Here is a 23,010-nt window from a genome sequence, read left to right as displayed (position 1 = left end):
TTATTTCTCGTTTAGTACCACTGTGATGTGGCTCGTGCGTTTATGGATGCGGCTAGCGCGACCCATAGCGCGCGGACGGAAACGCTTCAACGTAGGACCTTGGTCTACGAAGATTTTGCCAACTACCAAGCTATTTGGATCCAGCTCATAGTTGTGCTCAGCGTTTGCAATAGCCGACTTCAGGAGCTTTTCAACAACTGGAGAAGCTGCCTTTGGCGTGTGTTTCAAGATCGCCAAAGCTTCACCTACTTGCTTGCCTCTGATCAAGTCAACCACCAGGCGGACTTTACGAGACGCGATACGAATATTGCGTGCAACTGCTTTTGCTTCCATCTTTGTACCTCCTCTCTGTCAAGAGAAAATTAGCGCTTCTTGGACTTCTTGTCGTTGTCGACGTGACCCTTGAAGGTACGAGTTGGTGCGAATTCACCCAATTTATGACCAACCATGTCTTCCGATACGTATACAGGTACATGTTTGCGGCCATCGTAAACTGCAAACGTGTGTCCTACGAAATCAGGGAAGATGGTGGAACGGCGAGACCATGTTTTGATCACGCGTTTCTCGTTCTTTTCATTTTGCTCGTCAACTTTTTTCATCAAGTGGTCATCCACGAAAGGACCCTTTTTTAAGCTACGTCCCATTAGTGAACCTCCCTTCGCCAAAGGCGTTCGGTTATAGTATCAGCCTACCTTACTTTTTACGGCGGCGGATGATGTACTGGTCGGACTTGTTTTTCTTCTTACGAGTCTTGAGACCCAGGGTTGGTTTACCCCAAGGAGTAACAGGAGCCTTACGACCGATTGGAGCGCGACCTTCACCACCACCGTGTGGGTGATCGTTAGGGTTCATTACGCTACCGCGAACTGTCGGGCGAATACCCAACCAGCGGGAACGTCCTGCTTTACCGATGTTCAGCAATTCGTGATCTTGGTTACCTACTTGACCGATGGTAGCGCGGCATACGTTATGAATGCGGCGAGTTTCACCGGAAGACAGGCGTACGATTACGAATTCACCATCACGACCAAGCAATTGAGCAGAAGTACCAGCAGCGCGAACCAATTGGCCACCTTTACCAGGTTTCAGCTCGATGTTGTGGATGGTAGTACCTACCGGGATTTTCTCCATTGGCAGTGCGTTACCGATTTTGATGTCGGCATCTGCTCCGGATACAATCTGGTCGCCCACTTTCAGGTTTTGTGGAGCGATAATGTAACGCTTTTCACCGTCTGCATAGTTGATCAGTGCGATGTTAGCGGAACGGTTTGGATCGTATTCAATGGTTGCTACGCGACCAATGATACCATCTTTGTTACGTTTGAAGTCGATAATACGGTATTTACGTTTGTGACCGCCACCTTGATGACGAACGGTAATTCTACCTTGGTTGTTGCGACCAGCTTTTTTGCTGAGAGGCGCCAACAAGGATTTTTCGGGAGTCGACGTGGTGATCTCCTCGAAAGTAGAAACCGTCATTTGGCGACGACCAGGAGAAGTCGGTTTAAACTTTTTGATACCCATGTTAATACCCTCCTTTTCGGTAGTCGTCGAGGTTATACTCCCTCGTAGAAGGCCAATTCTTTGCTGTCATCAGTCAGCTTAACGATTGCTTTCTTCCACTCGGATGTGTAACCGGAGTATTTTCCGTAGCGTTTTGGTTTAGCAGGTACACGAACTGTGTTAACTGCTTCTACTTTTACGCCAAATACTTTTTCAACTGCTTGTTTGATTTCTGTCTTGTTGGCTTTGAGAGGTACTTCGAATACGTACTTTTTCTCAGCCATCATATCGGTGGTGCGCTCGGTAATGACAGGGCGTTTAAGGACATCATGAAGGCTCTTCATTATGCGAGCACCTCCTCTACTTTCGCAATCGCTTCTTTCGTCACGATTACTTTGTCATGCGCTACCAGATCAAGAACGTTAATGCCTGCAGCATCTACGATTTTTGCACCTGGAATATTGCGAGAAGCAAGAGCTACGTTTTGGTCGTACTCGGAAGTAACGATCAGAACTTTGCGATCTGCTTTCAAGTTGTTCAGAACAACTGTCATTTCTTTAGTTTTAGGAGCTGCAATGTTCAGAGCTTCCAAAACCAACATTTCATTGCTTTGTACTTTTGCGGAGAGTGCGGATTTCAGTGCCAAACGGCGAACTTTACGGTTCAGTTTGTAACCGTATTTGCGCGGAGTTGGACCGAATACAACACCGCCACCTTTCCATTGCGGAGAGCGAATGGAACCTTGGCGTGCACGTCCTGTACCTTTTTGGCGCCATGGCTTGCGGCCACCACCACGAACTTCAGAACGGTTCTTTACATCATGTGTACCTTGGCGTTGGGATGCTTGTTGCATCACGATCGCATCGTACAGAACTGCGCTGTTAGGCTCAATCCCAAATACGCTGTCTGCCAGATCGATTTCGCCAACTTGAGAACCGCTTTGGTTATAAAGAGCTACTTTCGGCATGTCAGTTCCTCCTTTCTAGTTCTTCTTGACTGCCGTGGACACCAGTACGCAGCCGTTTTTCGGACCAGGCACGGAGCCTTTCACGAGAATCAAGTTGCGTTCTGCGATAACTTGAACCACTTCCAGGTTTTGAATGGTAACATTGTCTCCACCCATTTGACCTGGCAGGGTTTGGCCTTTAAATACACGACCTGGATCGACAGCACCCAAAGAACCTGGGCGGCGATGGTAGCGTGAACCGTGAGCCATAGGACCGCGGGATTGATTGTGACGTTTGATCGCACCTTGGAAACCTTTACCCTTGGTTACGCCGGCAACGTCAACGAATTCTCCCTCAGCAAAAATGTCAGCCTTCAACTCTTGACCAACCTCATAGTCAGCGAGGTTTACTCCGCGAATTTCGCGAACGAAGCGCTTAGGAGCAGTGTTAGCTTTTGCTGCATGGCCTTTTTCCGGCTTGTTAGCGCGCTGTTCTTTTTTGTCTTCGAAGCCGATTTGAATTGCTTCATAACCGTCGTTCGCAACGTCTTTCTTCTGAAGAACTACGTTAGAACCTGCTTCGATAACCGTTACAGCAATCGCTGTTCCGTTTGGACCAAAAACTTGACTCATTCCAAGTTTTTTCCCTAAGATTCCTTTGGTCATTTGTGCCACCTCCTGTGCTTATTTCAGTAAAACGTTTTATGTTGTATCAAGTCCCCATCGATGCGCAGGGGTGCCATTTAAGGGTTTGTTGCTTGGTATAACACGCTTATCAAGACAACGTCTGCGCGTGTATCGCTTTTTGGGACCTTACAGTTTAATCTCGATGTCCACACCAGATGGCAGATCCAGACGCATCAGAGCATCTACTGTTTGTGGTGTTGGATTCAAGATATCGATCAAACGTTTATGTGTACGCATCTCGAATTGCTCACGAGAATCTTTGTACTTATGAACCGCACGCAGGATCGTGTAAATTGCTTTCTCCGTAGGAAGTGGAATTGGACCGGATACGTTAGCACCGGAACGCTTCGCAGTGTCCACGATTTTCTCTGCGGACTGATCCAGGATTTTGTGATCATACGCCTTCAAACGAATACGAATCTTTTGCTTTGCCATTGAAGTCCCTCCTTTTTCGCCCATTTTTTAAACAGACATTTCTCCGTGGAAATATCCTGCACCCCAGTCATGGCAAAGGGCCCGGGTGTGTCAGCAACCTCCCACATCATCGCAAGTCCATGACCAACATTCAATATTGTACTAAAAAGATCTGGGCAACGCAAGTTTTTTCTTGGGTTTCCGCATATTTTTTTGTACATGGTGTGCTTACTGAATCGCTCACCTTGATCATCTTACAGATTTCCGGGAAGAAAGGCAAGCGGGATTACCTGCCAACTCGCTGAGTAATCTATCTATAATAGAAGGAAGACGTTATACTTATGGTTGTAATCGTTATGAAATGGAGGTTTTCCTCAGTGTCTGATGTGAATCAAACCCCTTATGAAATCATCGGCGGTGCAGATACCTTGGCCCGTCTTGTCGATACCTTTTACGATCTGGTAAAGCAGCATCCTGACATTACCGACCTCTTCCCTGACGATTTATCCGAAGTGAAGGAGCGTCAATATCAGTTTTTGACACAGTTTCTCGGTGGTCCAAGCCTTTATTCGGACGCGCATGGTCATCCGATGCTGCGAGCACGACACATGCCGTTCCCTATTGGACCTATACAAGCAGAGGCTTGGCTCGCTTGTATGGATAAAGCCATGGATCTGACTGGACTCGAAGGCGAGATTCGAAAACAAATCTTTGATCGCTTGCGTTTAACTGCCCACCATATGGTCAATAAGTGGGAACAATAAGAAAAAGCGTAGGACAATTACTGTCCTACGCTTTTGTTGTTAGATCAGAGGTTGCTGCCGTACTCGTAACTTTCGGTCTCACTAGACTACGCGTTCCCAAATAAACACCGCCGACTATCATACACAACGCCAGCAAGTGTACGAGTTGAAGGCTTTCTCCCAGGAATATCGCTGCAAATACCAAACTGGCCATTGGCATTCCATTTAGGAAAACAGCCGTTCGACTTGCCCCCAGTTGACGTATCCCATAGTTCCAGCCGATCGAGCCTAACGCCGTTGATAGCGCACCTGAAGCAAATATCACAAGCCACTGGAACGAAGAAACGTCCAAAGAGAGATAATAGGATACAGGTTGGACAGTCAATGCTACTCCCCATAAGAAGATGACCCCAAACATTTGTGATAAAGCCGTAATTAAAAGAACCGGTATACCTCTTACGACCAATTTTCGTATGAGTAAACCACCCGTTACATACATAAGCATGGAGAAAAACATAATGGCATCTCCCCAGCCATTCATATGAAGACCTCCGTGCTGAGAGATGACGACAATCAACACTCCGAAAAAACCCATCCCAATGCCAAGCCCTTTTTTCAACGACATGCCTTCCCCTAAGAAAAGCATCGCCAAGAGTGCCGTTGCCAACGGATTTAATCCAAGAATAAGCGATGCATTTCCTGCTGTTGTGTATTGAACACCAGCTGCAAGCGTTATTTGATGAAGCGCAATAGAACTAGCACCAACTCCGGCCAACAAGAACCAATCTGTTTTGCTAAATCGCAAACTTTTTCGGTATAAGAAGATGAGTGGCGATAAACAGATTCCACCGACAGTCATGCGTATAGCCGCGACATATAATGGAGGAAACGTTGTTAAATACTTGACCATGACAACGTTCAAGCCCCACAGCGTGACAACACCCGCAAGCATAAGAAATAATAATCGCTCATTATTTTTCATCTCTAATATCCCCCATCCAATCCTGATGGTATTGTAGCATATTGCTACGAGAGGAAAATTGAATGATTTTGATGGGAGTTATTTAAAAGTTCGATAAATGCACATAAAAAAACCCGACAACCAAAGTTGTCGGGTTTTGTGTATCAGTAAAACCTAAGCGTCGATAGAAGCTACAACGCCTGCGCCTACTGTACGGCCACCTTCGCGGATCGCGAAGCGAGTACCTTGTTCCATCGCTACAGGAGCGATCAGTTCTACAGTGAACTCAGTGTTGTCGCCAGGCATGATCATTTCAACGCCTTCTGGCAGTTGGATGATACCTGTTACGTCAGTTGTACGGAAGTAGAATTGTGGACGGTAGTTAGCAAAGAAAGGAGTGTGACGTCCGCCTTCTTCTTTGGACAGAACGTAAACTTCTGCTTTGAACTTCGTGTAAGGCTTAACGGAACCTGGTTTCGCCAAGCATTGTCCACGCTCGATGTCGTTACGGTCTACACCGCGAAGAAGAGCACCGATGTTGTCACCAGCTTGAGCGGAATCCAGCAATTTGCGGAACATCTCAACACCAGTTACAGTTGTGTTTTTAGTTTCTTCAGCCAAACCGATGATCTCAACTTGGTCACCAACTTTTACTACACCGCGCTCTACGCGACCAGTAGCAACAGTACCACGACCAGTGATCGTGAACACGTCCTCTACAGGCATCAGGAACGGCTTGTCAGTTGCGCGCTCAGGAGTTGGGATGTAGGAATCTACAGCTTCCATCAGCTCAACAATTTTCTTAGCCCAGTCACCAGTTGGGTTATCCAAAGCTTCTTTAGCAGAACCTTTGATTACTGGAGTGTCGTCACCTGGGAACTCATATTGAGACAACAGGTCACGGATTTCCATTTCAACCAGTTCCAACAACTCTTCATCGTCTACCATGTCGCATTTGTTCATGAATACTACGATGTAAGGTACGCCTACTTGCTTGGAGAGCAGGATGTGCTCGCGAGTTTGTGGCATAGGGCCATCAGCTGCGGATACAACCAGGATAGCGCCGTCCATTTGAGCAGCACCAGTAATCATGTTTTTCACGTAGTCAGCGTGACCAGGGCAGTCAACGTGAGCATAGTGACGGTTGTCAGTTTCGTACTCAACGTGAGCAGTGTTGATTGTGATACCGCGCTCTTTTTCTTCTGGAGCAGCGTCAATTGCAGCATAGTTCATAGCTTGTGCTTTACCGCTCTGTGCCAATACAGTTGTAATAGCAGCAGTCAGGGTAGTTTTACCATGTCAACGTGACCAATAGTACCAATGTTAACGTGTGGTTTATTACGCTCAAATTTCGCTTTTGCCATGAGAGAAAAGCCTCCTTATAGAAAGGGTTTTATGGTTTGAAGAAAGGTTTACCTTACGAATGGTTGTCCCTTCCATATTGTAAACCTTTCTGATTGCAAGATAAAGCTGTAACCTGTAATTATTCGCCTTTAGATTTCTTGATGATCTCTTCAGCGATAAATTTAGGTACTTCTTCGTAGTGGTCGATCACCATGGAGTAAACGCCACGGCCTTGAGTACGGGAACGAAGAATTGTGGAGTAACCAAACATCTCGGACAGTGGTACCATTGCACGGATTACTTGTGCATTTGCACGAGCTTCCATACCTTCGATACGACCGCGGCGGGAGTTCAGGTCGCCCATAACGTCGCCCATGTACTCTTCTGGCATTGTAACTTCTACTTTCATGATTGGCTCGAGCAGTACAGCGCCACATTTTTTCGCAGCTTCTTTCAGAGCGAGAGAACCTGCTACTTTAAATGCCATCTCGTTGGAGTCAACATCATGGTAGCTACCGTCTACGATAGTAGCTTTGATATCAACCAGCGGGAAGCCGGCGATAACACCATTTTTCATGGACTCTTCGATACCCGCTTGAACAGCAGGGATGTATTCGCGTGGTACTACACCACCAACGATTTTGTTTTCGAATTGGAAGCCTTGACCAGCTTCGAGTGGAGCGAATTCCACCCAAACGTGACCGTATTGACCACGACCACCGGACTGACGAACGAATTTACCTTCCACTTTTGCTGCGTTACGGAATGTTTCACGGTAAGCAACTTGTGGAGCACCTACGTTCGACTCAACTTTAAATTCGCGTTTCAGACGGTCTACGATAATCTCCAGGTGAAGCTCACCCATACCGGAGATGATAGTTTGACCAGTCTCTTCATCTGTGCGAGTTCTGAACGTTGGATCCTCTTCAGCCAGCTTGGACAGGCCGATACCCATCTTGTCTTGGTCTGCTTTGGATTTTGGTTCGATCGCAACAGAGATAACTGGCTCTGGGAAGTCCATAGACTCAAGGATTACAGGAGCCTTTTCATCACACAGAGTATCACCAGTTGTTGTATCTTTCAAACCTACAGCTGCAGCAATGTCACCGGAGTAAACCGTTGTGATCTCTTCACGGTGGTTTGCGTGCATTTGCAGGATACGGCCAACGCGCTCACGTTTACCCTTGGTAGAGTTGAGAACGTAAGAACCGGAGTTCAGTACACCGGAGTATACGCGGAAGAAAGTCAAACGACCAACATACGGGTCAGTCATGATCTTGAACGCAAGAGCAGAGAACGGACCGTTGTCGTCAGCTGGACGATCAACTTCATCTTCAGTATCTGGCAATGTACCTTTAATTGCAGGGATATCTACCGGAGACGGCAGGTAAGCAACTACGTTGTCCAGCATAGGCTGAACACCTTTGTTCTTGTAAGAAGAACCGCACATTACCGGCGTCAGTTTGCAGTCGATAGTACCCTTACGCAGAGCAGCACGGATTTCGTCGTTGGTCAGCTCTTCGCCTTCCAAGTACTTCATCATGAGCTCTTCGTCTTGTTCTGCAGCTGCCTCAACCATCGCCATGCGAAGTTCTTCGCAACGAGCGAGCAGGTCAGCAGGGATTTCAGCAGAGTCAGAAGTTTTACCCAAATCATCGGTATATACGATTGCCTTCATTTCGATCAGGTCAACCATACCTTTGAATTGATCTTCTGCACCGATTGGATATTGAATAGCTACAGGATTTGCACCCAGGCGAGATTTGATCTGACCCAAGCACATATCAAAGTTAGCACCCATGATATCCATTTTGTTGATGTAGCACATGCGTGGTACGCCATAGCGGTCAGCTTGGCGCCATACGGTTTCGGTTTGCGGCTCAACGCCACCTTTTGCGTCAAAAACGGTTACAGCACCGTCAAGAACGCGCAGGGAGCGCTCAACTTCTACAGTGAAGTCTACGTGGCCTGGCGTATCGATAATGTTGATTCGATGGCCATTCCATTGAGCAGTAGTAGCAGCCGAAGTGATCGTGATACCACGCTCTTGCTCTTGTTCCATCCAGTCCATGGTTGCTGCACCTTCGTGCACCTCACCAATTTTATGAACGCGACCAGTGTAGAACAGAATACGCTCAGTAGTCGTCGTCTTACCAGCATCGATGTGAGCCATGATACCGATATTACGCGTATTCGGCAAAGAGAACTCGCGAGCCATTAGGTATGCTCCTTCCATACTCGAGTTTGAGAATAAACGGGTATCCAATACGGACACCCGATTCAATTCCTACCAGCGATAGTGAGCAAACGCTTTGTTCGCTTCAGCCATCTTGTGCGTGTCTTCACGCTTTTTAACTGCTGCACCGGTGTTGTTAGCAGCGTCCATGATCTCGTTAGCAAGACGTTGTTCCATGGTTTTCTCTCCACGGTTACGGGAGTAGTTAACCATCCAACGCAGGCCAAGAGTGGTACGGCGCTCCGGTTTTACTTCGATTGGTACTTGGTAGTTAGCACCACCTACACGGCGAGCTTTAACTTCCAGTACTGGCATTACGTTTTTCAGTGCTTCTTCAAACACTTCCATCGGGTTGCGACCTGTGCGCTCCTGGATGATGTCAAATGCGTTGTAGAGAATGTTCTGAGCTACACCACGCTTACCATCCAACATCAGGCGGTTAATCAAGCGAGTAACCAACTTGCTGTTGTGAATAGGATCAGGCAGCACGTCACGACGGGTTACAGGACCTTTACGAGGCATCGTATTCCCTCCTTCTTTTCGTTATAAAATCACGCCACTTCACAGGCGTTTTCTTATTTCTTTTTCGCTGCAGCTGCTGCTTGACCTGGCTTCGGACGCTTAGTACCGTACTTGGAACGACCTTGTTTACGGTTGTTCACACCAGCAGTGTCAAGTGCACCACGAACGATATGGTAGCGTACCCCTGGCAAGTCTTTTACACGACCGCCGCGCACCAGCACGACGCTATGCTCTTGCAGGTTGTGGCCAATACCACCGATGTAAGCTGTTACCTCGATTCCGTTAGTCAAACGCACACGAGCGTATTTACGCAACGCGGAGTTCGGTTTTTTCGGAGTCATGGTACCTACACGAGTGCAAACACCACGTTTTTGAGGAGAGCTTTGGTTAGTTTGGCTTTTCTTGAAGCTGTTGTACCCCTTTTGAAGAGCTGGGGACTTCGACTTCACAACCTTATCCTCGCGACCTTTACGCACCAATTGGTTAATTGTAGGCATGATGTTACCTCCCTTCTTAATACCCAATCTTCAAGACCACAGATCCAGGTGAGTCATTTTTAGGTCAAATAGAAAGTCCTTGTCCAGCATTACGCAACGTGTAAGCCACAGACAAAAACATCGTTAACCACTTTTTTTAATCGCAGCAGTAGCCGCTCCCACTTCAATTCCGCACGCTTTGCCTAAGCGACGCATGGAATCTACATGGATGACTGGAACACCCTTCTCTTTGCAAAGGAGCTCGACTTTTTGGGTCAAACGCTTATCTGCATCAACAGCGATATACACTGCTTCTACCTGTTGGTTTTCAACAGCCTTGATCGTCTGCTTAATGCCGATAGTCAAGTCCTTGGCCCGCTCTACTTTTTCATAAGACATGATCCTCATATCCTCCAAAGTACAGATGTCAGGCACACTTGAATATAATATCAGGTGGGCTAGTTGTTGTCAACGCCCATCTGATATTTTTATTTAGGAAAGCGCCCACCAATCGGTGATGGGCGCTTTTCCCGTAATTACTCTACAGAAACCGCTTCTTGCTCAGCCTTCGCTGCTTCCAGCTCTGCTTCGTAATCTACTTGACTAGCAACTTTTACATTGCGGTAGCGTGACATACCGGTACCTGCTGGAACCAACTTCCCGATAATAACGTTCTCTTTCAAACCTAGCAAGCGGTCCACTTTTCCTTTGATCGCTGCATCGGTGAGAACGCGGGTAGTTTCTTGGAAAGAAGCTGCCGACAAGAAGGAATCCGTCTCAAGGGATGCTTTTGTAATCCCGAGAAGAACCGGACGACCTACTGCTGGACTTCTGCCTTCCATGAGGGCTTTTGTGTTTGCTACTTCAAATTCTGGTACCTCAACATAGGAACCTGGCAAGAGGTCAGTATCTCCGCTGTCGATGACACGCAGTTTGCGCAGCATCTGGCGAATCATAACCTCAACGTGCTTGTCGTTAATTTCTACCCCTTGCATACGGTAAACTTTTTGTACCTCTTGCAAGATGTAGTTGGAAACGCCGCGCATGCCGCGAACTTTGAGCATTTCTTTCGGGTCTACGGAACCTTCCGTGAGCTCATCACCAGCATTTAGCTTGACACCAACAGAAACCTTGATGCGAGAGCCATACGGTGCTGCATACACTTTGTTTTCCGCTTCTCCACGTACTTCGATTTCGCGACGATCTTTCCCTTCGCGAATGTCGACAACTTCACCATCGATCTCGGAGATGACTGCTTGCCCTTTTGGATTACGCGCTTCGAACAACTCCTGAATACGCGGCAAACCTTGGGTAATATCGTCTCCCGCAACCCCACCGGTATGGAAGGTACGCATGGTCAGCTGGGTACCCGGCTCACCAATGGACTGAGCAGCGATAATACCAACCGCTTCTCCCACTTCCACCTCGGCTCCTGTCGCCAAGTTTCGTCCGTAGCACAGTTTGCAGACACCATGGCTGGTACGGCAAGCAAGTACGTTACGGATATATACGGAAGTAATACCTTCTTTTTCGATATACTCGGCAACCTCTTCAGAGATCTCCTCATTGCGGTGCACGATGATTTCTTTTGTCTCAGGGTGGCGCAAAGTCTCGAAGCAAGTACGTCCTGTCAGACGGTCAGACAGCTTCTCGATCTCTTCTTTACCATCCTTGATTGCTGTTACACGGATACCTTTATCTGTTCCACAATCGGTTTCGCGTACGATCACGTCTTGAGCAACGTCCACCAGACGACGAGTCAGGTAACCCGAGTCCGCTGTACGCAAGGCCGTATCGGCGAGACCTTTACGCGCACCGTGCGTGGAGATAAAGTACTCCAATACCGTCAGACCTTCACGGAAGTTGGATTTAATCGGCAACTCGATGATTCGACCGGATGGATTCGCCATCAGACCGCGCATACCAGCCAGCTGAGTGATCTGGGATACGTTACCACGGGCACCGGAGTTCGCCATCATGTAGATCGCATTGAACTTATCCATCGCCTTCATCAATACTTCTGTTACTTCATCCTTCGCTTTGGACCAGATGGAGATTACACGGTCATAACGCTCGTCTTCGGTAATTAAACCGCGACGGAATTGCGTCATGACAGTTGCAACTTTCTCATCTGCAGCATCAAGGATGTCTTTTTTCTTTCCTGGTACTGCGATGTCCGCTACGGCAATCGTGATACCTGCTTTCGTCGAGTACGTGAAGCCCAGTTCCTTGATCTTGTCGAGGATCATGGACGTTTTCATCGTACCAAAGCGACGGAAGCACTCGGAAATAATCGTTCCTAGGAAGCCTTTTTTTACAGCACCTGGGTCCGGGAGGTTCTTAATGAACTCAGTAACATTCGTACCTTTATCAAAGACAAAGCACTCATCTGGAACCATCGTTTGCAGGTTAGCTCTAGTCGGTGCATTGATAAACGGCATATCTGCAGGGAAGATTTCGTTGAAGATCACTTTCCCAACTGTCGTTACGATCAGCGCGTTCTCTTGACGCTCAGTAAAGCTGGTTTTGTTCAGACGATTCGCTGGCAAAGCGATGCGCGTATGCAGGCTGATAAAGCCTTGCTGATAAGCGGCAATCGCATCGTGAGGATCGCGATAAATCGTACCCTCGCCTTTGTCGCCTTCACGTTCCAGTGTCAGGTAGTAAGAACCAAGCACCATGTCCTGGGATGGAGTTACTACCGGCTTACCGTCTTTCGGGTTCAAGATGTTCTGTGCTGCCAGCATGAGGATACGGGCTTCTGCCTGTGCCTCAGCAGACAACGGAACGTGAACCGCCATTTGGTCACCGTCAAAGTCCGCGTTGTACGCTGTACAAACGAGTGGATGCAGACGGATCGCGCGGCCTTCAACCAGAACTGGTTCGAAAGCCTGGATACCCAGACGGTGCAAGGTAGGGGCACGGTTCAACAGTACCGGATGCTCGCGAATCACATCTTCGAGAACGTCCCATACCTCTGGCTGAACGCGCTCAACCTTGCGCTTTGCGCTCTTGATGTTGTGAGCGAGGCCTTTGGAAACCAGCTCTTTCATCACGAACGGTTTGAAGAGTTCCAGTGCCATTTCTTTTGGCAAACCACACTGATACATCTTCAAGTTAGGTCCTACAACGATAACGGAACGACCGGAATAGTCAACACGCTTACCGAGCAGGTTTTGACGGAAACGACCTTGTTTACCTTTCAGCATGTGGCTGAGAGATTTCAAAGGACGGTTACCTGGTCCTGTTACCGGACGTCCACGACGACCGTTGTCGATGAGCGCGTCTACTGCTTCCTGCAGCATGCGTTTCTCGTTTTGTACGATAATGTCAGGAGCACCCAGTTCGAGCAGGCGCTTCAGACGGTTATTACGGTTGATTACACGACGGTACAGGTCATTCAGGTCGGAAGTGGCAAAGCGTCCACCATCCAACTGAACCATTGGACGAAGCTCTGGCGGGATAACCGGCAATACGTCGAGAACCATCCAATCCGGGTTGTTACCGGAGTTGCGGAATGCCTCAAGTACTTCCAGACGCTTGATCGCACGGTTGCGACGTTGTCCTTGCGCCGTTTTCAAGTCTTCTTTTAACGTTTCCACATCTTTATCCAGATCGATTTCAGCAAGCAGGCGTTTGATCGCTTCTGCACCCATCATCGCCTGGAAGGAGTGGCCGTATTTCTCACGATAGTTGCGGTACTCTTTTTCGGAGAGCAATTGCTTTTTATCGAGAGGAGTATCACCTGGATCGGTAACTACATAAGAAGCAAAATAGATTACTTCTTCCAGGGAACGAGGGGACATGTCGAGCACCAAGCCCATACGGCTTGGAATCCCTTTGAAATACCAGATGTGAGAAACTGGGGCAGCCAGTTCAATGTGCCCCATACGCTCACGCCGTACTTTGGCGCGGGTTACTTCCACGCCACAACGGTCGCACACTACACCTTTATAACGAACGCGCTTGTACTTACCGCAATGACACTCCCAGTCCTTGGTTGGTCCAAAGATGCGTTCGCAGAACAAGCCGTCTTTTTCCGGTTTCAATGTGCGGTAGTTGATCGTCTCTGGCTTCTTCACTTCCCCGAAAGACCACGAACGGATCTTATCGGGGGAAGCCAAGCCGATCTTCATATATTCGAAGTTGTTCACGTCAATCACAGGGCGTTACCTCCCTTGGTACCGGAATCTTACTCTTCGTTCAAGCTTCCGCCTTCGAGTACGAGGTTCAGTTTTTCACCGTTGCCTTCATCCTCGTCTTCCATTTCACGCATTTCAATCTCCTGCTCGTCTCCGGACAGAATCTTCACGTCCATACCCAAGCTCTGAAGTTCCTTGATCAATACCTTGAAGGACTCAGGAACACCTGGTTCTGGAACGTTTTCGCCCTTAACGATCGCTTCGTACGTTTTCACGCGGCCCACGACATCATCCGACTTAACAGTGAGAATTTCTTGCAAGGTGTAGGCAGCACCGTATGCTTCCAATGCCCAAACCTCCATCTCCCCGAAACGCTGTCCACCAAATTGAGCTTTACCGCCCAATGGCTGTTGCGTAACAAGAGAGTAAGGACCAGTGGAACGAGCATGGATTTTGTCGTCGACCAAGTGAGCCAGTTTCAGCATGTATACACAACCAACTGTTACACGGCGATCAAATGGTTCACCTGTACGACCATCAAACAAGATCGTTTTTCCGTCACGATCGAGGCCTGCTTCTTCCAACGTTTCGAATACCTCTGCCTGACGTGCACCGTCGAATACCGGCGTTGCTACGTGGATACCCAGAAGCTTCGCTGCCATACCCAAGTGAGTCTCCAATACCTGACCGATGTTCATACGCGAAGGTACGCCCAACGGGTTGAGTACGATCTCTACTGGAGAGCCATCTGGCAGGAACGGCATATCTTCTTCCGCCATGATGCGGGCGATAACCCCTTTATTACCATGTCGACCGGCCATTTTGTCACCCACGGAGATTTTCCGTTTTTGGGCGATGTAAACGCGAACGAGTTGGTTTACGCCTGGTGGCAATTCGTCGCCATTCTCACGCGTAAATACTTTTACGTCTACGATGATACCGGAACCACCATGCGGTACGCGCAGGGATGTATCACGAACTTCACGAGCTTTTTCACCGAAGATTGCATGTAAGAGGCGTTCTTCTGCTGTCAGCTCAGTAACCCCTTTAGGAGTAACCTTACCAACGAGAATGTCGCCGTCCTGAATCTCCGCACCAACACGGATGATACCGCGTTCGTCCAGGTTTTTCAGAGCATCTTCCCCGACGTTTGGAATATCGCGAGTGATTTCCTCTGGACCCAGCTTGGTGTCACGAGCTTCGGACTCGTATTCTTCAATATGGATAGACGTATAAACGTCATCTTTTACAAGTTTTTCACTCAGAAGAATCGCGTCTTCGTAGTTGTATCCTTCCCACGTCATAAACGCAACGATTACGTTACGACCGAGAGCCAATTCACCTTTTTCAGTGGATGGGCCGTCCCCAACGATATCGCCTTTTTCAATCCAGTCTCCAGTGCTTACGATTGGACGCTGGTTGATGCAGGTACCTTGGTTGGAACGGATAAACTTGTGCATTTTGTATTTATCGAGATCGCCGGCAACTTTTCTGCCGTCGATTTCTTGGTAACGACGAATCCAGATTTCGCGAGCCGTTACGCGCTCTACTTGACCCGGATGCTTGGCAACGATCGCCACGCCGGAGTCTTGCGCTGCTTTATGCTCCATACCTGTACCGACAAACGGTGCCTGTGGAATCAAAAGCGGAACGGCCTGCCGCTGCATGTTTGAACCCATCAGTGCGCGGTTCGCGTCATCGTTCTCAAGGAACGGAATGAGCGCGGTCGCAACGGATACAACCTGCTTCGGCGATACGTCCATGAAGTCGACCTTGTCGCGCGGTACGCTCAAGATCTCACCTTTACGACGGCAAATTACCATGTCGTTTACGAAACGGCCATCATGATCAAGCGGCTGATTCGCCTGCGCCACGTTAAACACGTCTTCTTCATCAGCCGTCAAATAGCTAATGTCAGTCAAAACGAAGCCAGTTTCCGGGTCTACCTTACGACGAGGTGTTTCGATAAATCCGTAATCGTTGATGCGTGCAAAGGACGACAGGGAGTTGATCAAACCAATGTTTGGTCCCTCTGGCGTCTCAATTGGACACATACGACCGTAGTGGGAATGGTGAACGTCGCGCACTTCAAAGCCAGCGCGCTCACGCGTCAAACCACCAGGTCCGAGTGCGGACAAACGGCGTTTGTGCGTCAACTCAGCCAATGGATTCGTTTGATCCATGAACTGAGACAACTGCGAGCTACCAAAGAACTCCTTCAGTGATGCGATCACTGGACGGATGTTAATGAGAGCCTGCGGTGTAATTTGGTTTTGGTCCTGAATGGACATACGCTCACGAACAACACGCTCCATACGGGACAAACCGATACGGAACTGGTTCTGCAACAGTTCACCTACGGAACGCAGACGACGGTTACCCAAGTGGTCAATATCGTCCGTGGAACCAACACTGTGCAGGAGGTTCATGAAATAGTTGATCGCCGATACGATATCCGCCGGCGTAACATGTTTGAAGGATTTATCTACATTTCCGTTTCCGATTACTTTGATGATCTTGCCATCTTCGATCGGAGAGAAAATATTGATAGATTGTAGATGGATTGCTTCATCTTCCAGAACGCCGCCATGCGTGCGAACGTCAATAAATCCGATGCTGCCTTCCAGAGCTGGCACAATGCGTTCCAATACACGACGGTCAATCATTTGACCGGCTTCGGCGAAAATTTCACCTGTAGTGGTATCGATCAATGTTTCAGCCAAACGTTGGTTGTACAGACGGTTTTTCAGATGAAGCTTCTTGTTCATTTTGTAACGACCAACAGAAGCCAGGTCATAGCGCTTAGGGTCGAAGAAACGAGAGATCAAGAGGCTCTTCGCATTTTCGACTGTTGGCGGCTCGCCCGGACGAAGACGCTCGTAGATTTCGATGAGCGCTTTTTCCGTAGAATCGGTATTGTCTTTTTCCAGCGTGTTCTTGATGTATTCATCTTCACCCAGCAAGTTGAGAATCTCAATGTCAGAACCAAAGCCCAACGCACGCAAAAGAACCGTTACCGGGATTTTTCGCGTACGGTCGATGCGGACATAAATTACGTCTTTCGCATCGGTCTCCAGCTCCAGCCAAGCACCCCGGTTCGGGATTACTGTAGCTGTAAACGTCTGCTTGCCGTTTTTGTCCACTTTGGTGTTGTAATATACACTGGGGGAACGAACAAGCTGGCTGACAATAACGCGCTCAGCACCATTAATAATGAAGGTTCCCGTTTCGGTCATGAGCGGGAAATCCCCCATGAAGACTTCTTGTTCCTTCACTTCTCCCGTCTCTTTGTTCAACAAACGTACCTTCACACGCAGAGGCGCCGCATAGGTGACGTCACGTTCTTTCGACTCGTCAACATCGTACTTCGGCTCTCCCAAGCTGTAGTCGATAAACTCCAGCACGAGATTACCTGTGAAGTCCTGGATTGGCGAAATGTCTTGGAACATCTCACGGAGCCCCTCATCAAGGAACCATTGGTAGGACTTTTGTTGAATCTCGATGAGATTTGGAAGGCCCAGCACTTCGTTAATACGTGAATACGTACGACGCTGGCGGTGTCGGCCACTTTGAATCACTTTACCTGCCAACTTATTCACCCCTCAGGTTGTGTTTTCACACACAGAAACTCGGCATTCGGCAACTTCTTTCAGTCGCATTCGAATGCCTAAAAATAAAAATGGGTTAAAGTAGTTTCAACCATTTTTAACCCAGAGAAACTCTATTTTAAAAGAATTCCCATGTTTTCACACAAACATTCCTATCTAAGGAAAAAAGTAGAAACGCTTGACAGACAGGGAATTGCTGAAAAATAGACATTTATCCCATATTGACATTTTATAATGCTACCACAATCAAATATTCACGTCAAGAAAAGATTTCTAATGGTTTCTTCTTGCTTATTTGATTGCCCGGAATATGTGGTAGCCCTTTTCCCGATCAACTTCTATCACTTCACGGTACATTTCCTGTAGTTTCTTCAATGCAGATGGGGCGCCTTGTTTCTTTTGAATGACAACCCACATTTCTCCACCATCAACCAACAGATCGTAACCTTCCACGAAAATGCGATGAACGATTTCCTTGCCCGCGCGAATCGGCGGGTTGGTCAGAATGACGTCAAACCGGTCACCTTGCACGCCGCTATAAACATCACTCACTCGAACCTCGACATTTTTTATTCCATTTGCTTCTGCATTACGACGAGCCAGGTTCACCGCACGCTCGTTCACATCGATCATCGTTACTTGACCATGTTCAGCAAGTCTGGCAGCCGTCAAGCCCATCGGACCATACCCACAGCCCACATCGAGCACACGCGCATGACTGTCGATTTCCATGTTCTCGATGAGCAATACACTTCCAAAGTCAATCCGGTCTCGGGAAAAAACGCCTGCATCCGTAATGAAACGAAGCTCATTGCCACGGAGCATAAACGTAAATTGCTGTTCGTCATGTGCAGCACCCGGTCGATTGGTGTAGTAGTGGTCTGCCACGTGTGATTCACCCTTCCTCATCGTTTCAACATACATTCATCAAAACCTTACAGAAAAACCCCCTGCCGCAGGCAAGGGGATTTCCTAAAGGAAGCTAACTTACTTTACTTCTACTTGTGCGCCAGCTTCTTCGAGTTTTGCTTTGAGAGCTTCTGCTTCGTCTTTGGAAACGCCCTCTTTGAGTGTTTTTGGAGCGTTGTCTACCAGGTCTTTTGCTTCTTTCAGACCCAAGCCAGTCAGCTCGCGAACAACTTTGATTACGTTGATTTTGGAAGCGCCGCCGCTTACCAGGTTAACAGTGAATTCAGTTTGCTCAGCAGCAGCTTCTGCTCCGCCACCAGCAACTACAGCTACAGGAGCAGCAGCAGTTACACCGAATTCTTCTTCAATTGCTTTTACCAGATCGTTCAGTTCGAGAACGGACATGCCTTTAATGGCTTCCAAGATTTGGTCTTTAGACATTTGTAAATCCTCCATTCAAGGAATAGTATTTGTAAAACATTAACCGATCAGGCGATTACGCGCCTTGACCTTCTTTTTGTTCTGCCACTGCTTTGACTGCCAGTGCAACGTTGCGCATTGGAGCTTGCAGGACGGAGAGAAGCATGGACAAGAGACCTTCGCGGTTTGGTAGGGACGCCAATTCTTTAATCTGATCAGCACCAACTACTTTACCTTCGATAACGCCACCCTTGATTTCCAGCTTGTCGTTTTTCTTCGCGAATTCAGCGATAACTTTCGCTGGAGCGATGATATCTTCATTGCAGAACGCCAAAGCGTTCGGTCCAGTCAGATATTGATCCAGTTCAGTCAGGCCTTCCTTCTCAGTAGCCAAACGAGTCAAGGAGTTTTTCAACACTTGGAACTCAACACCTGCTTCACGCAATTGTTTGCGGAGCTCGGTTACTTGGGCTACAGTCAGACCGCGGTAGTCAGCCACCACTGTGGTTTGGCTTTCGCGGAGTTTGGTAGCGATTTCGTTGATCGCTTGTACCTTTTCTTCACGAATAACGGTTGGACGAATTTCTGCCATTGTTTACACCTCCCGTGCTCTAATCCTAGAAAATGAAGAATGCCCTCGCAGACTCACGAGGGCATAATGTTATATCGTCAAAGGAAATCAACATTTCCTCATTCGTACATTACACGCCTCGGAGGGAAATTAAGCGTTACTTTCACAAGCACCGCGCCTTCTGTCTACGGCATATTCTTTTCATCAACAGGAACTATCTTAACAACTCCCGCAAAGGAAGTCAACTGTCATTATTTTACAGATACGCGTACACCAGGGCCCATAGTGGAGCTCAGGGTTACATTTCTCATGTAAACACCTTTTGCTGCAGCCGGTTTCGCACGGTTCAGTGCGTCAGTCAGAGCAGCCAGGTTTCCAGCCAACTTATCAGCATCAAAGGACGCTTTACCGATTGGAGCGTGGATGTTACCCGCTTTGTCTACGCGATACTCAATTTTACCTGCTTTGATTTCGTTAACCGCTTTTGTTACGTCAAATGTAACAGTACCGGTCTTAGGGTTTGGCATCAGGCCTTTTGGTCCGAGTACACGACCCAATTTACCTACTTCACCCATCATGTCAGGGGTAGCTACGATAACATCAAAGTCGAACCAGCCACCTTGAATTTTCGCGATCATGTCTGCATCGCCTACGAAGTCTGCGCCAGCTGCTTCAGCATCTTTTGCTTTTTCGCCTTTAGCGAATACGAGAACACGTTGTACTTTACCAGTACCATGTGGCAATACAACAGCGCCACGGATTTGTTGGTCAGCACGCTTAGGGTCTACACCCAAACGGAAAGCTGCTTCAACAGTTTCATCGAACTTAGCAGTAGCTGCTTTTTTAACCAGCTCAATACCTTCTGCTACTTCGTATACTTTGTTTTTATCAACGAGCTTTACAGCCTCTTGATATTTCTTACCTTTTTTCGCCATGATTAAATCTCCCTTCAATGTGGTCGTAGCGGTTGATCCTCCCACAGACAGGGGGGCACAACGTCTGTGCCCCCTTGCACTCAAGACAATTAGTCTTCGATTACGATACCCATAGAACGAGCTGTACCTTCTACCATGCGCATAGCCGCTTCTACGGATGCAGCATTCAGGTCAGGACGCTTCAGTTCTGCGATTTCACGAACTTTATCACGCTTCAGCGTAGCAACCTTTGTTTTGTTTGGTACGCCGGAACCGGACTCGATACCAGCAGCTTTCTTCAACAGAATTGCAGCTGGTGGAGTTTTTGTGATGAAAGTGAAAGAACGGTCTTCAAACACAGTGATTTCCACCGGGATGATCATACCAACTTCACTCTCTGTACGAGCGTTGAATTCTTTACAGAATCCCATGATGTTTACACCAGCTTGACCGAGAGCCGGACCTACTGGAGGTGCAGGATTCGCTTTACCTGCTGGGATTTGTAATTTAATTACGCGGATAACCTTCTTAGCCACGTAAGACACCTCCTTACTTCACATGTGGTTATTACGGGGGAATGCCCCCTCCCACCGTTTTTTGAAAGTCTCTATGTAAAAGACTTTCGATCTATAGTGAGAGTGCAAGAAACCCCAATTAGTTTTGTGGGATTGTTAAAACAAAATGAAATGTACCACATAGCGCAATACTTTTCAAGTTGAATCCTAATCCAATTGTTGAACTTGTGTAAAGTCTAGCTCTACCGGTGTTTCGCGACCGAAGATGTCCACCAACACGCGAACCTTCTGCCTGTCCGGGTAAATCTCGATAATCTCCCCGGTGCGATTAGTAAACGGACCATCTGTGACGCGCACCATATCGCGGAGAGCAAAATCGACTCTGATCTTGGGAATTTCGATTCCCATTTGCTTGAGAATCGTATCGGCCTCTTCAGGACGCAGCGCTGTCGGTTTAGAGCCAGCACCCGTGGATCCGACAAAGCCGGTAACCCCAGGGGTGTTGCGCACGACATACCAAGAGTCGTCCGTCATCACCATTTCAACAAGGACGTATCCAGGAAACACTTTTTTCGTGACGGTGCGCTTCTTACCATCCTTGGTTTCCACCTCTTCTTCAGTGGGAACAAGAACGCGAAAGATCTTGTCTTCCATGCCCATCGACTCGAGTCGCTTCTCCAGATTTGTTTTAACCTTGTTTTCGTAACCTGAGTACGTATGAAGTACATACCATGCTTTTTCCATATCCAACAGGACGATAACCGTCCGTCCCTCCTAAGACTTGCATAATTACGTTCCTAGAATCAAATCGATCAAGCGCGAGATACCCAAATCAACGACGAAGAAGAATATTGCAAGGAGCGCGACCGTAACGAGTACAACAAGCGTATAGGTTGTCAACTCTTTACGGTTTGGCCAACGGACTTTCTTTAGCTCTGACATTACGTCACTAAAAAAACCACCGGTACGGCGAAAACTGGCTCCGATTCGTGATAAAAAACCCACTTTGCCACCCCCTGACTTCGTCGCATCAACCATTACTTCGTCTCGCGATGAAGGGTTTGCTTCTTGTCACGGGAGCAATACTTTTTCAGTTCAACACGTTCAGTAGTGGTGCGCTTGTTCTTCGTGGAGATATAGTTACGCTCGCCACACTCGGTGCACGCCAACGTGATGTTTACTCGCATTTATTGCCACCTCCATCTCATTTCAAACCTGCTATTAGTTAAAAGTACCCCGATGATAAATAGTACGGGAAAACCGCTACTTTTTCCAGACCATTTCATTCACCTAAGTAACCATAGAACAGAGAGATAAAAGTCTATGGCTACCTAAATAAATTTATCATACCGAAATACCCATGTCAAACAAAATGACTTGACAAGAAGAAGTCCTTTTGCTTCCAAAATAAAAAGAGAGATTCTCTACAGATGAATCTCTCTTCCTTCCAAATAGCGCTCTAGCTTGCGCTTTACACGCTGCAATGCATTATCAATAGACTTGACGTGACGCTTCAGCTCGACGGCAATTTGCTGATAGGATCGCCCATCCAAATAGAGCATGAGAACCTGGCGCTCCAAGTCACTCAAAATTTCACTCATTTTGCCCTCGATATCATCGAACTCTTCCCGATTGATAAACAATTCCTCTGGATCGGTCACTTTCGTTCCCGAGATCACATCAAGTAGCGTGCGGTCAGAATCTTCATCGTAGATAGGCTTGTCCAGTGAGACGTAAGAATTGAGCGGGATGTGCTTTTGGCGTGTCGCTGTCTTGATCGCGGTAATGATCTGACGGGTAATACACAACTCGGCAAATGCTTTGAACGACGTGAGCTTGTCTCCTCGGAAGTCGCGAATAGACTTGTACAGTCCGATCATCCCTTCCTGCACGATGTCTTCGCGGTCAGCCCCAATAAGAAAATAGGATCTCGCTTTGGCACGAACGAAGTTCTTGTATTTGTTGATCAAATACTCCAAAGCTTCGGCGTCATTATCGCGAACCAGGTCGACTACTTCTTCGTCGGTCATTAGTTCATATTGGGCATGTTTTAACTCCTTGAGGTCAACACTCACAAATGATCCCTCCGCCAACCGGTT

At 47.8% G+C, this 23,010-nt stretch carries 24 protein-coding genes, 1 pseudogene and 1 other annotated feature; of the genes and pseudogenes, 1 reads left to right on the top strand and 24 read right to left on the bottom strand.

The genetic code is table 11. The annotated features are described in order from the left end of the window. The 7 genes from rplV to rpsJ form a co-directional block, all read right to left on the bottom strand. A complete protein-coding gene (gene rplV, locus ACQ5DJ_RS23300; protein ID WP_017247049.1) occupies nt 1–333 on the bottom strand; it encodes a 50S ribosomal protein L22 in 333 nt (110 codons plus the stop codon). A gap of 29 nt (nt 334–362) precedes the next feature. Further along, nucleotides 363–644, bottom strand: coding sequence for a 30S ribosomal protein S19 (gene rpsS, locus ACQ5DJ_RS23295; protein WP_007716246.1), 282 nt, complete (start codon nt 642–644; stop codon nt 363–365). 49 nt (nt 645–693) lie between these two features. Further along, the gene (gene rplB, locus ACQ5DJ_RS23290; protein WP_007716245.1) at nt 694–1,524 is read right to left on the bottom strand and encodes a 50S ribosomal protein L2; all 831 of its coding nucleotides are present in this window, start codon (nt 1,522–1,524) and stop codon (nt 694–696) included. A 32-nt stretch (nt 1,525–1,556) separates the two neighbouring features. Continuing rightward, the gene (gene rplW / locus ACQ5DJ_RS23285; protein ID WP_007716243.1) at nt 1,557–1,847 is read right to left on the bottom strand and encodes a 50S ribosomal protein L23; all 291 of its coding nucleotides are present in this window, start codon (nt 1,845–1,847) and stop codon (nt 1,557–1,559) included. After that, complete coding sequence (rplD, locus tag ACQ5DJ_RS23280) at nt 1,847–2,470, bottom strand: 50S ribosomal protein L4 (protein WP_173621072.1); 624 nt, start codon at nt 2,468–2,470, stop codon at nt 1,847–1,849. The genes rplW and rplD overlap by 1 nt, the downstream gene beginning before the upstream one ends. A gap of 15 nt (nt 2,471–2,485) precedes the next feature. After that, entirely contained in the window at nt 2,486–3,115 is a 630-nt protein-coding gene (rplC, locus tag ACQ5DJ_RS23275; protein ID WP_429844519.1) for a 50S ribosomal protein L3, read from the bottom strand. 147 nt (nt 3,116–3,262) lie between these two features. Beyond that, the gene (rpsJ, locus tag ACQ5DJ_RS23270; RefSeq protein ID WP_007716236.1) at nt 3,263–3,571 is read right to left on the bottom strand and encodes a 30S ribosomal protein S10; all 309 of its coding nucleotides are present in this window, start codon (nt 3,569–3,571) and stop codon (nt 3,263–3,265) included. Between the two features lie 356 nt (nt 3,572–3,927). Between rpsJ and ACQ5DJ_RS23265 the strand changes: the two genes are divergently transcribed. Then, nucleotides 3,928–4,314, top strand: coding sequence for a globin (locus ACQ5DJ_RS23265; protein ID WP_429844518.1), 387 nt, complete (start codon nt 3,928–3,930; stop codon nt 4,312–4,314). Nucleotides 4,315–4,339: 25 nt separating this feature from the next. Here the strand turns inward: ACQ5DJ_RS23265 and ACQ5DJ_RS23260 are convergent, their stop codons facing one another. From ACQ5DJ_RS23260 to sigH, 17 genes and pseudogenes are all read right to left on the bottom strand, one after another. Beyond that, nucleotides 4,340–5,275, bottom strand: coding sequence for a DMT family transporter (locus tag ACQ5DJ_RS23260; RefSeq protein ID WP_429844517.1), 936 nt, complete (start codon nt 5,273–5,275; stop codon nt 4,340–4,342). 153 nt (nt 5,276–5,428) lie between these two features. After that, a pseudogene (tuf, locus tag ACQ5DJ_RS23255) lies at nt 5,429–6,618 on the bottom strand (elongation factor Tu). 119 nt (nt 6,619–6,737) lie between these two features. Beyond that, on the bottom strand, nt 6,738–8,816 hold the full coding sequence (fusA, locus tag ACQ5DJ_RS23250) for an elongation factor G (RefSeq protein ID WP_012683979.1): 2,079 nt from the start codon (nt 8,814–8,816) through the stop codon (nt 6,738–6,740). A 69-nt stretch (nt 8,817–8,885) separates the two neighbouring features. Continuing rightward, the gene (rpsG, locus tag ACQ5DJ_RS23245) at nt 8,886–9,356 is read right to left on the bottom strand and encodes a 30S ribosomal protein S7 (protein WP_007716226.1); all 471 of its coding nucleotides are present in this window, start codon (nt 9,354–9,356) and stop codon (nt 8,886–8,888) included. Nucleotides 9,357–9,409: 53 nt separating this feature from the next. Further along, nucleotides 9,410–9,853 (bottom strand): 30S ribosomal protein S12, encoded by a 444-nt coding sequence (gene rpsL, locus ACQ5DJ_RS23240; RefSeq protein WP_005828873.1) that lies wholly within the window; start codon nt 9,851–9,853, stop codon nt 9,410–9,412. Between the two features lie 123 nt (nt 9,854–9,976). Then, nucleotides 9,977–10,231, bottom strand: a complete 255-nt coding sequence (locus ACQ5DJ_RS23235) for a 50S ribosomal protein L7ae-like protein (protein WP_007716222.1) — start codon at nt 10,229–10,231, stop codon at nt 9,977–9,979. A gap of 137 nt (nt 10,232–10,368) precedes the next feature. Beyond that, nucleotides 10,369–13,995 carry a DNA-directed RNA polymerase subunit beta' gene (rpoC, locus tag ACQ5DJ_RS23230; RefSeq protein ID WP_429844516.1) on the bottom strand — a complete coding sequence of 1,209 codons (3,627 nt, stop codon included), beginning with the start codon at nt 13,993–13,995 and terminating at the stop codon, nt 10,369–10,371. A 29-nt stretch (nt 13,996–14,024) separates the two neighbouring features. Next, complete coding sequence (gene rpoB, locus ACQ5DJ_RS23225) at nt 14,025–17,564, bottom strand: DNA-directed RNA polymerase subunit beta (RefSeq protein ID WP_429844515.1); 3,540 nt, start codon at nt 17,562–17,564, stop codon at nt 14,025–14,027. 309 nt (nt 17,565–17,873) lie between these two features. Then, nucleotides 17,874–18,470 carry a class I SAM-dependent methyltransferase gene (locus tag ACQ5DJ_RS23220; protein WP_429844514.1) on the bottom strand — a complete coding sequence of 199 codons (597 nt, stop codon included), beginning with the start codon at nt 18,468–18,470 and terminating at the stop codon, nt 17,874–17,876. A gap of 99 nt (nt 18,471–18,569) precedes the next feature. Beyond that, nucleotides 18,570–18,932, bottom strand: a complete 363-nt coding sequence (gene rplL, locus ACQ5DJ_RS23215; RefSeq protein ID WP_007716218.1) for a 50S ribosomal protein L7/L12 — start codon at nt 18,930–18,932, stop codon at nt 18,570–18,572. A 55-nt stretch (nt 18,933–18,987) separates the two neighbouring features. Next, the gene (rplJ, locus tag ACQ5DJ_RS23210) at nt 18,988–19,503 is read right to left on the bottom strand and encodes a 50S ribosomal protein L10 (RefSeq protein ID WP_144618209.1); all 516 of its coding nucleotides are present in this window, start codon (nt 19,501–19,503) and stop codon (nt 18,988–18,990) included. 24 nt (nt 19,504–19,527) lie between these two features. Then, nucleotides 19,528–19,691, bottom strand: a sequence feature (ribosomal protein L10 leader region). Between the two features lie 42 nt (nt 19,692–19,733). After that, the gene (rplA, locus tag ACQ5DJ_RS23205) at nt 19,734–20,417 is read right to left on the bottom strand and encodes a 50S ribosomal protein L1 (RefSeq protein WP_429844513.1); all 684 of its coding nucleotides are present in this window, start codon (nt 20,415–20,417) and stop codon (nt 19,734–19,736) included. An 89-nt stretch (nt 20,418–20,506) separates the two neighbouring features. Then, nucleotides 20,507–20,932 (bottom strand): 50S ribosomal protein L11, encoded by a 426-nt coding sequence (gene rplK / locus ACQ5DJ_RS23200; protein WP_007716214.1) that lies wholly within the window; start codon nt 20,930–20,932, stop codon nt 20,507–20,509. Nucleotides 20,933–21,118: 186 nt separating this feature from the next. Then, nucleotides 21,119–21,655 (bottom strand): transcription termination/antitermination protein NusG, encoded by a 537-nt coding sequence (gene nusG, locus ACQ5DJ_RS23195; RefSeq protein ID WP_137031406.1) that lies wholly within the window; start codon nt 21,653–21,655, stop codon nt 21,119–21,121. Nucleotides 21,656–21,700: 45 nt separating this feature from the next. Further along, a complete protein-coding gene (secE, locus tag ACQ5DJ_RS23190; protein WP_144618211.1) occupies nt 21,701–21,949 on the bottom strand; it encodes a preprotein translocase subunit SecE in 249 nt (82 codons plus the stop codon). Further along, on the bottom strand, nt 21,949–22,098 hold the full coding sequence (rpmG, locus tag ACQ5DJ_RS23185; protein WP_003392018.1) for a 50S ribosomal protein L33: 150 nt from the start codon (nt 22,096–22,098) through the stop codon (nt 21,949–21,951). The genes secE and rpmG overlap by 1 nt, the downstream gene beginning before the upstream one ends. A gap of 237 nt (nt 22,099–22,335) precedes the next feature. After that, nucleotides 22,336–22,986, bottom strand: coding sequence for an RNA polymerase sporulation sigma factor SigH (gene sigH / locus ACQ5DJ_RS23180; protein ID WP_005828894.1), 651 nt, complete (start codon nt 22,984–22,986; stop codon nt 22,336–22,338). Nucleotides 22,987–23,010 lie beyond the last annotated feature (24 nt).

It is taken from the genome of Brevibacillus sp. FIR094 (genome assembly GCF_050477165.1).
Classification (GTDB): Bacteria; Bacillota; Bacilli; order Brevibacillales; family Brevibacillaceae; genus Brevibacillus.
The sequence above is the reverse complement of the archived record's forward strand: the minus strand, read 5'-3'. Positions and strand labels throughout refer to the sequence as shown.

What these genes read in the sequence shown, in the direction of transcription:
- secE (WP_144618211.1), bottom strand. Translation starts at nt 21,949, where the DNA reads ATGGTTGATGCGACGAAGTCAGGGGGTGGCAAAGTGGGTTTTTTATCA.
- rplA (WP_429844513.1), bottom strand. Translation starts at nt 20,417, where the DNA reads ATGGCGAAAAAAGGTAAGAAATATCAAGAGGCTGTAAAGCTCGTTGAT.
- rplC (WP_429844519.1), bottom strand. Translation starts at nt 3,115, where the DNA reads ATGACCAAAGGAATCTTAGGGAAAAAACTTGGAATGAGTCAAGTTTTT.
- rpsL (WP_005828873.1), bottom strand. Translation starts at nt 9,853, where the DNA reads ATGCCTACAATTAACCAATTGGTGCGTAAAGGTCGCGAGGATAAGGTT.
- rpmG (WP_003392018.1), bottom strand. Translation starts at nt 22,098, where the DNA reads ATGCGAGTAAACATCACGTTGGCGTGCACCGAGTGTGGCGAGCGTAAC.
- rplV (WP_017247049.1), bottom strand. Translation starts at nt 333, where the DNA reads ATGGAAGCAAAAGCAGTTGCACGCAATATTCGTATCGCGTCTCGTAAA.
- rpsJ (WP_007716236.1), bottom strand. Translation starts at nt 3,571, where the DNA reads ATGGCAAAGCAAAAGATTCGTATTCGTTTGAAGGCGTATGATCACAAA.
- rplW (WP_007716243.1), bottom strand. Translation starts at nt 1,847, where the DNA reads ATGAAGAGCCTTCATGATGTCCTTAAACGCCCTGTCATTACCGAGCGC.
- rplB (WP_007716245.1), bottom strand. Translation starts at nt 1,524, where the DNA reads ATGGGTATCAAAAAGTTTAAACCGACTTCTCCTGGTCGTCGCCAAATG.
- ACQ5DJ_RS23260 (WP_429844517.1), bottom strand. Translation starts at nt 5,275, where the DNA reads ATGAAAAATAATGAGCGATTATTATTTCTTATGCTTGCGGGTGTTGTC.
- rpsS (WP_007716246.1), bottom strand. Translation starts at nt 644, where the DNA reads ATGGGACGTAGCTTAAAAAAGGGTCCTTTCGTGGATGACCACTTGATG.
- ACQ5DJ_RS23235 (WP_007716222.1), bottom strand. Translation starts at nt 10,231, where the DNA reads ATGTCTTATGAAAAAGTAGAGCGGGCCAAGGACTTGACTATCGGCATT.
- rplJ (WP_144618209.1), bottom strand. Translation starts at nt 19,503, where the DNA reads ATGGCAGAAATTCGTCCAACCGTTATTCGTGAAGAAAAGGTACAAGCG.
- rplD (WP_173621072.1), bottom strand. Translation starts at nt 2,470, where the DNA reads ATGCCGAAAGTAGCTCTTTATAACCAAAGCGGTTCTCAAGTTGGCGAA.
- rpsG (WP_007716226.1), bottom strand. Translation starts at nt 9,356, where the DNA reads ATGCCTCGTAAAGGTCCTGTAACCCGTCGTGACGTGCTGCCTGATCCT.
- fusA (WP_012683979.1), bottom strand. Translation starts at nt 8,816, where the DNA reads ATGGCTCGCGAGTTCTCTTTGCCGAATACGCGTAATATCGGTATCATG.
- rplL (WP_007716218.1), bottom strand. Translation starts at nt 18,932, where the DNA reads ATGTCTAAAGACCAAATCTTGGAAGCCATTAAAGGCATGTCCGTTCTC.
- nusG (WP_137031406.1), bottom strand. Translation starts at nt 21,655, where the DNA reads ATGGAAAAAGCATGGTATGTACTTCATACGTACTCAGGTTACGAAAAC.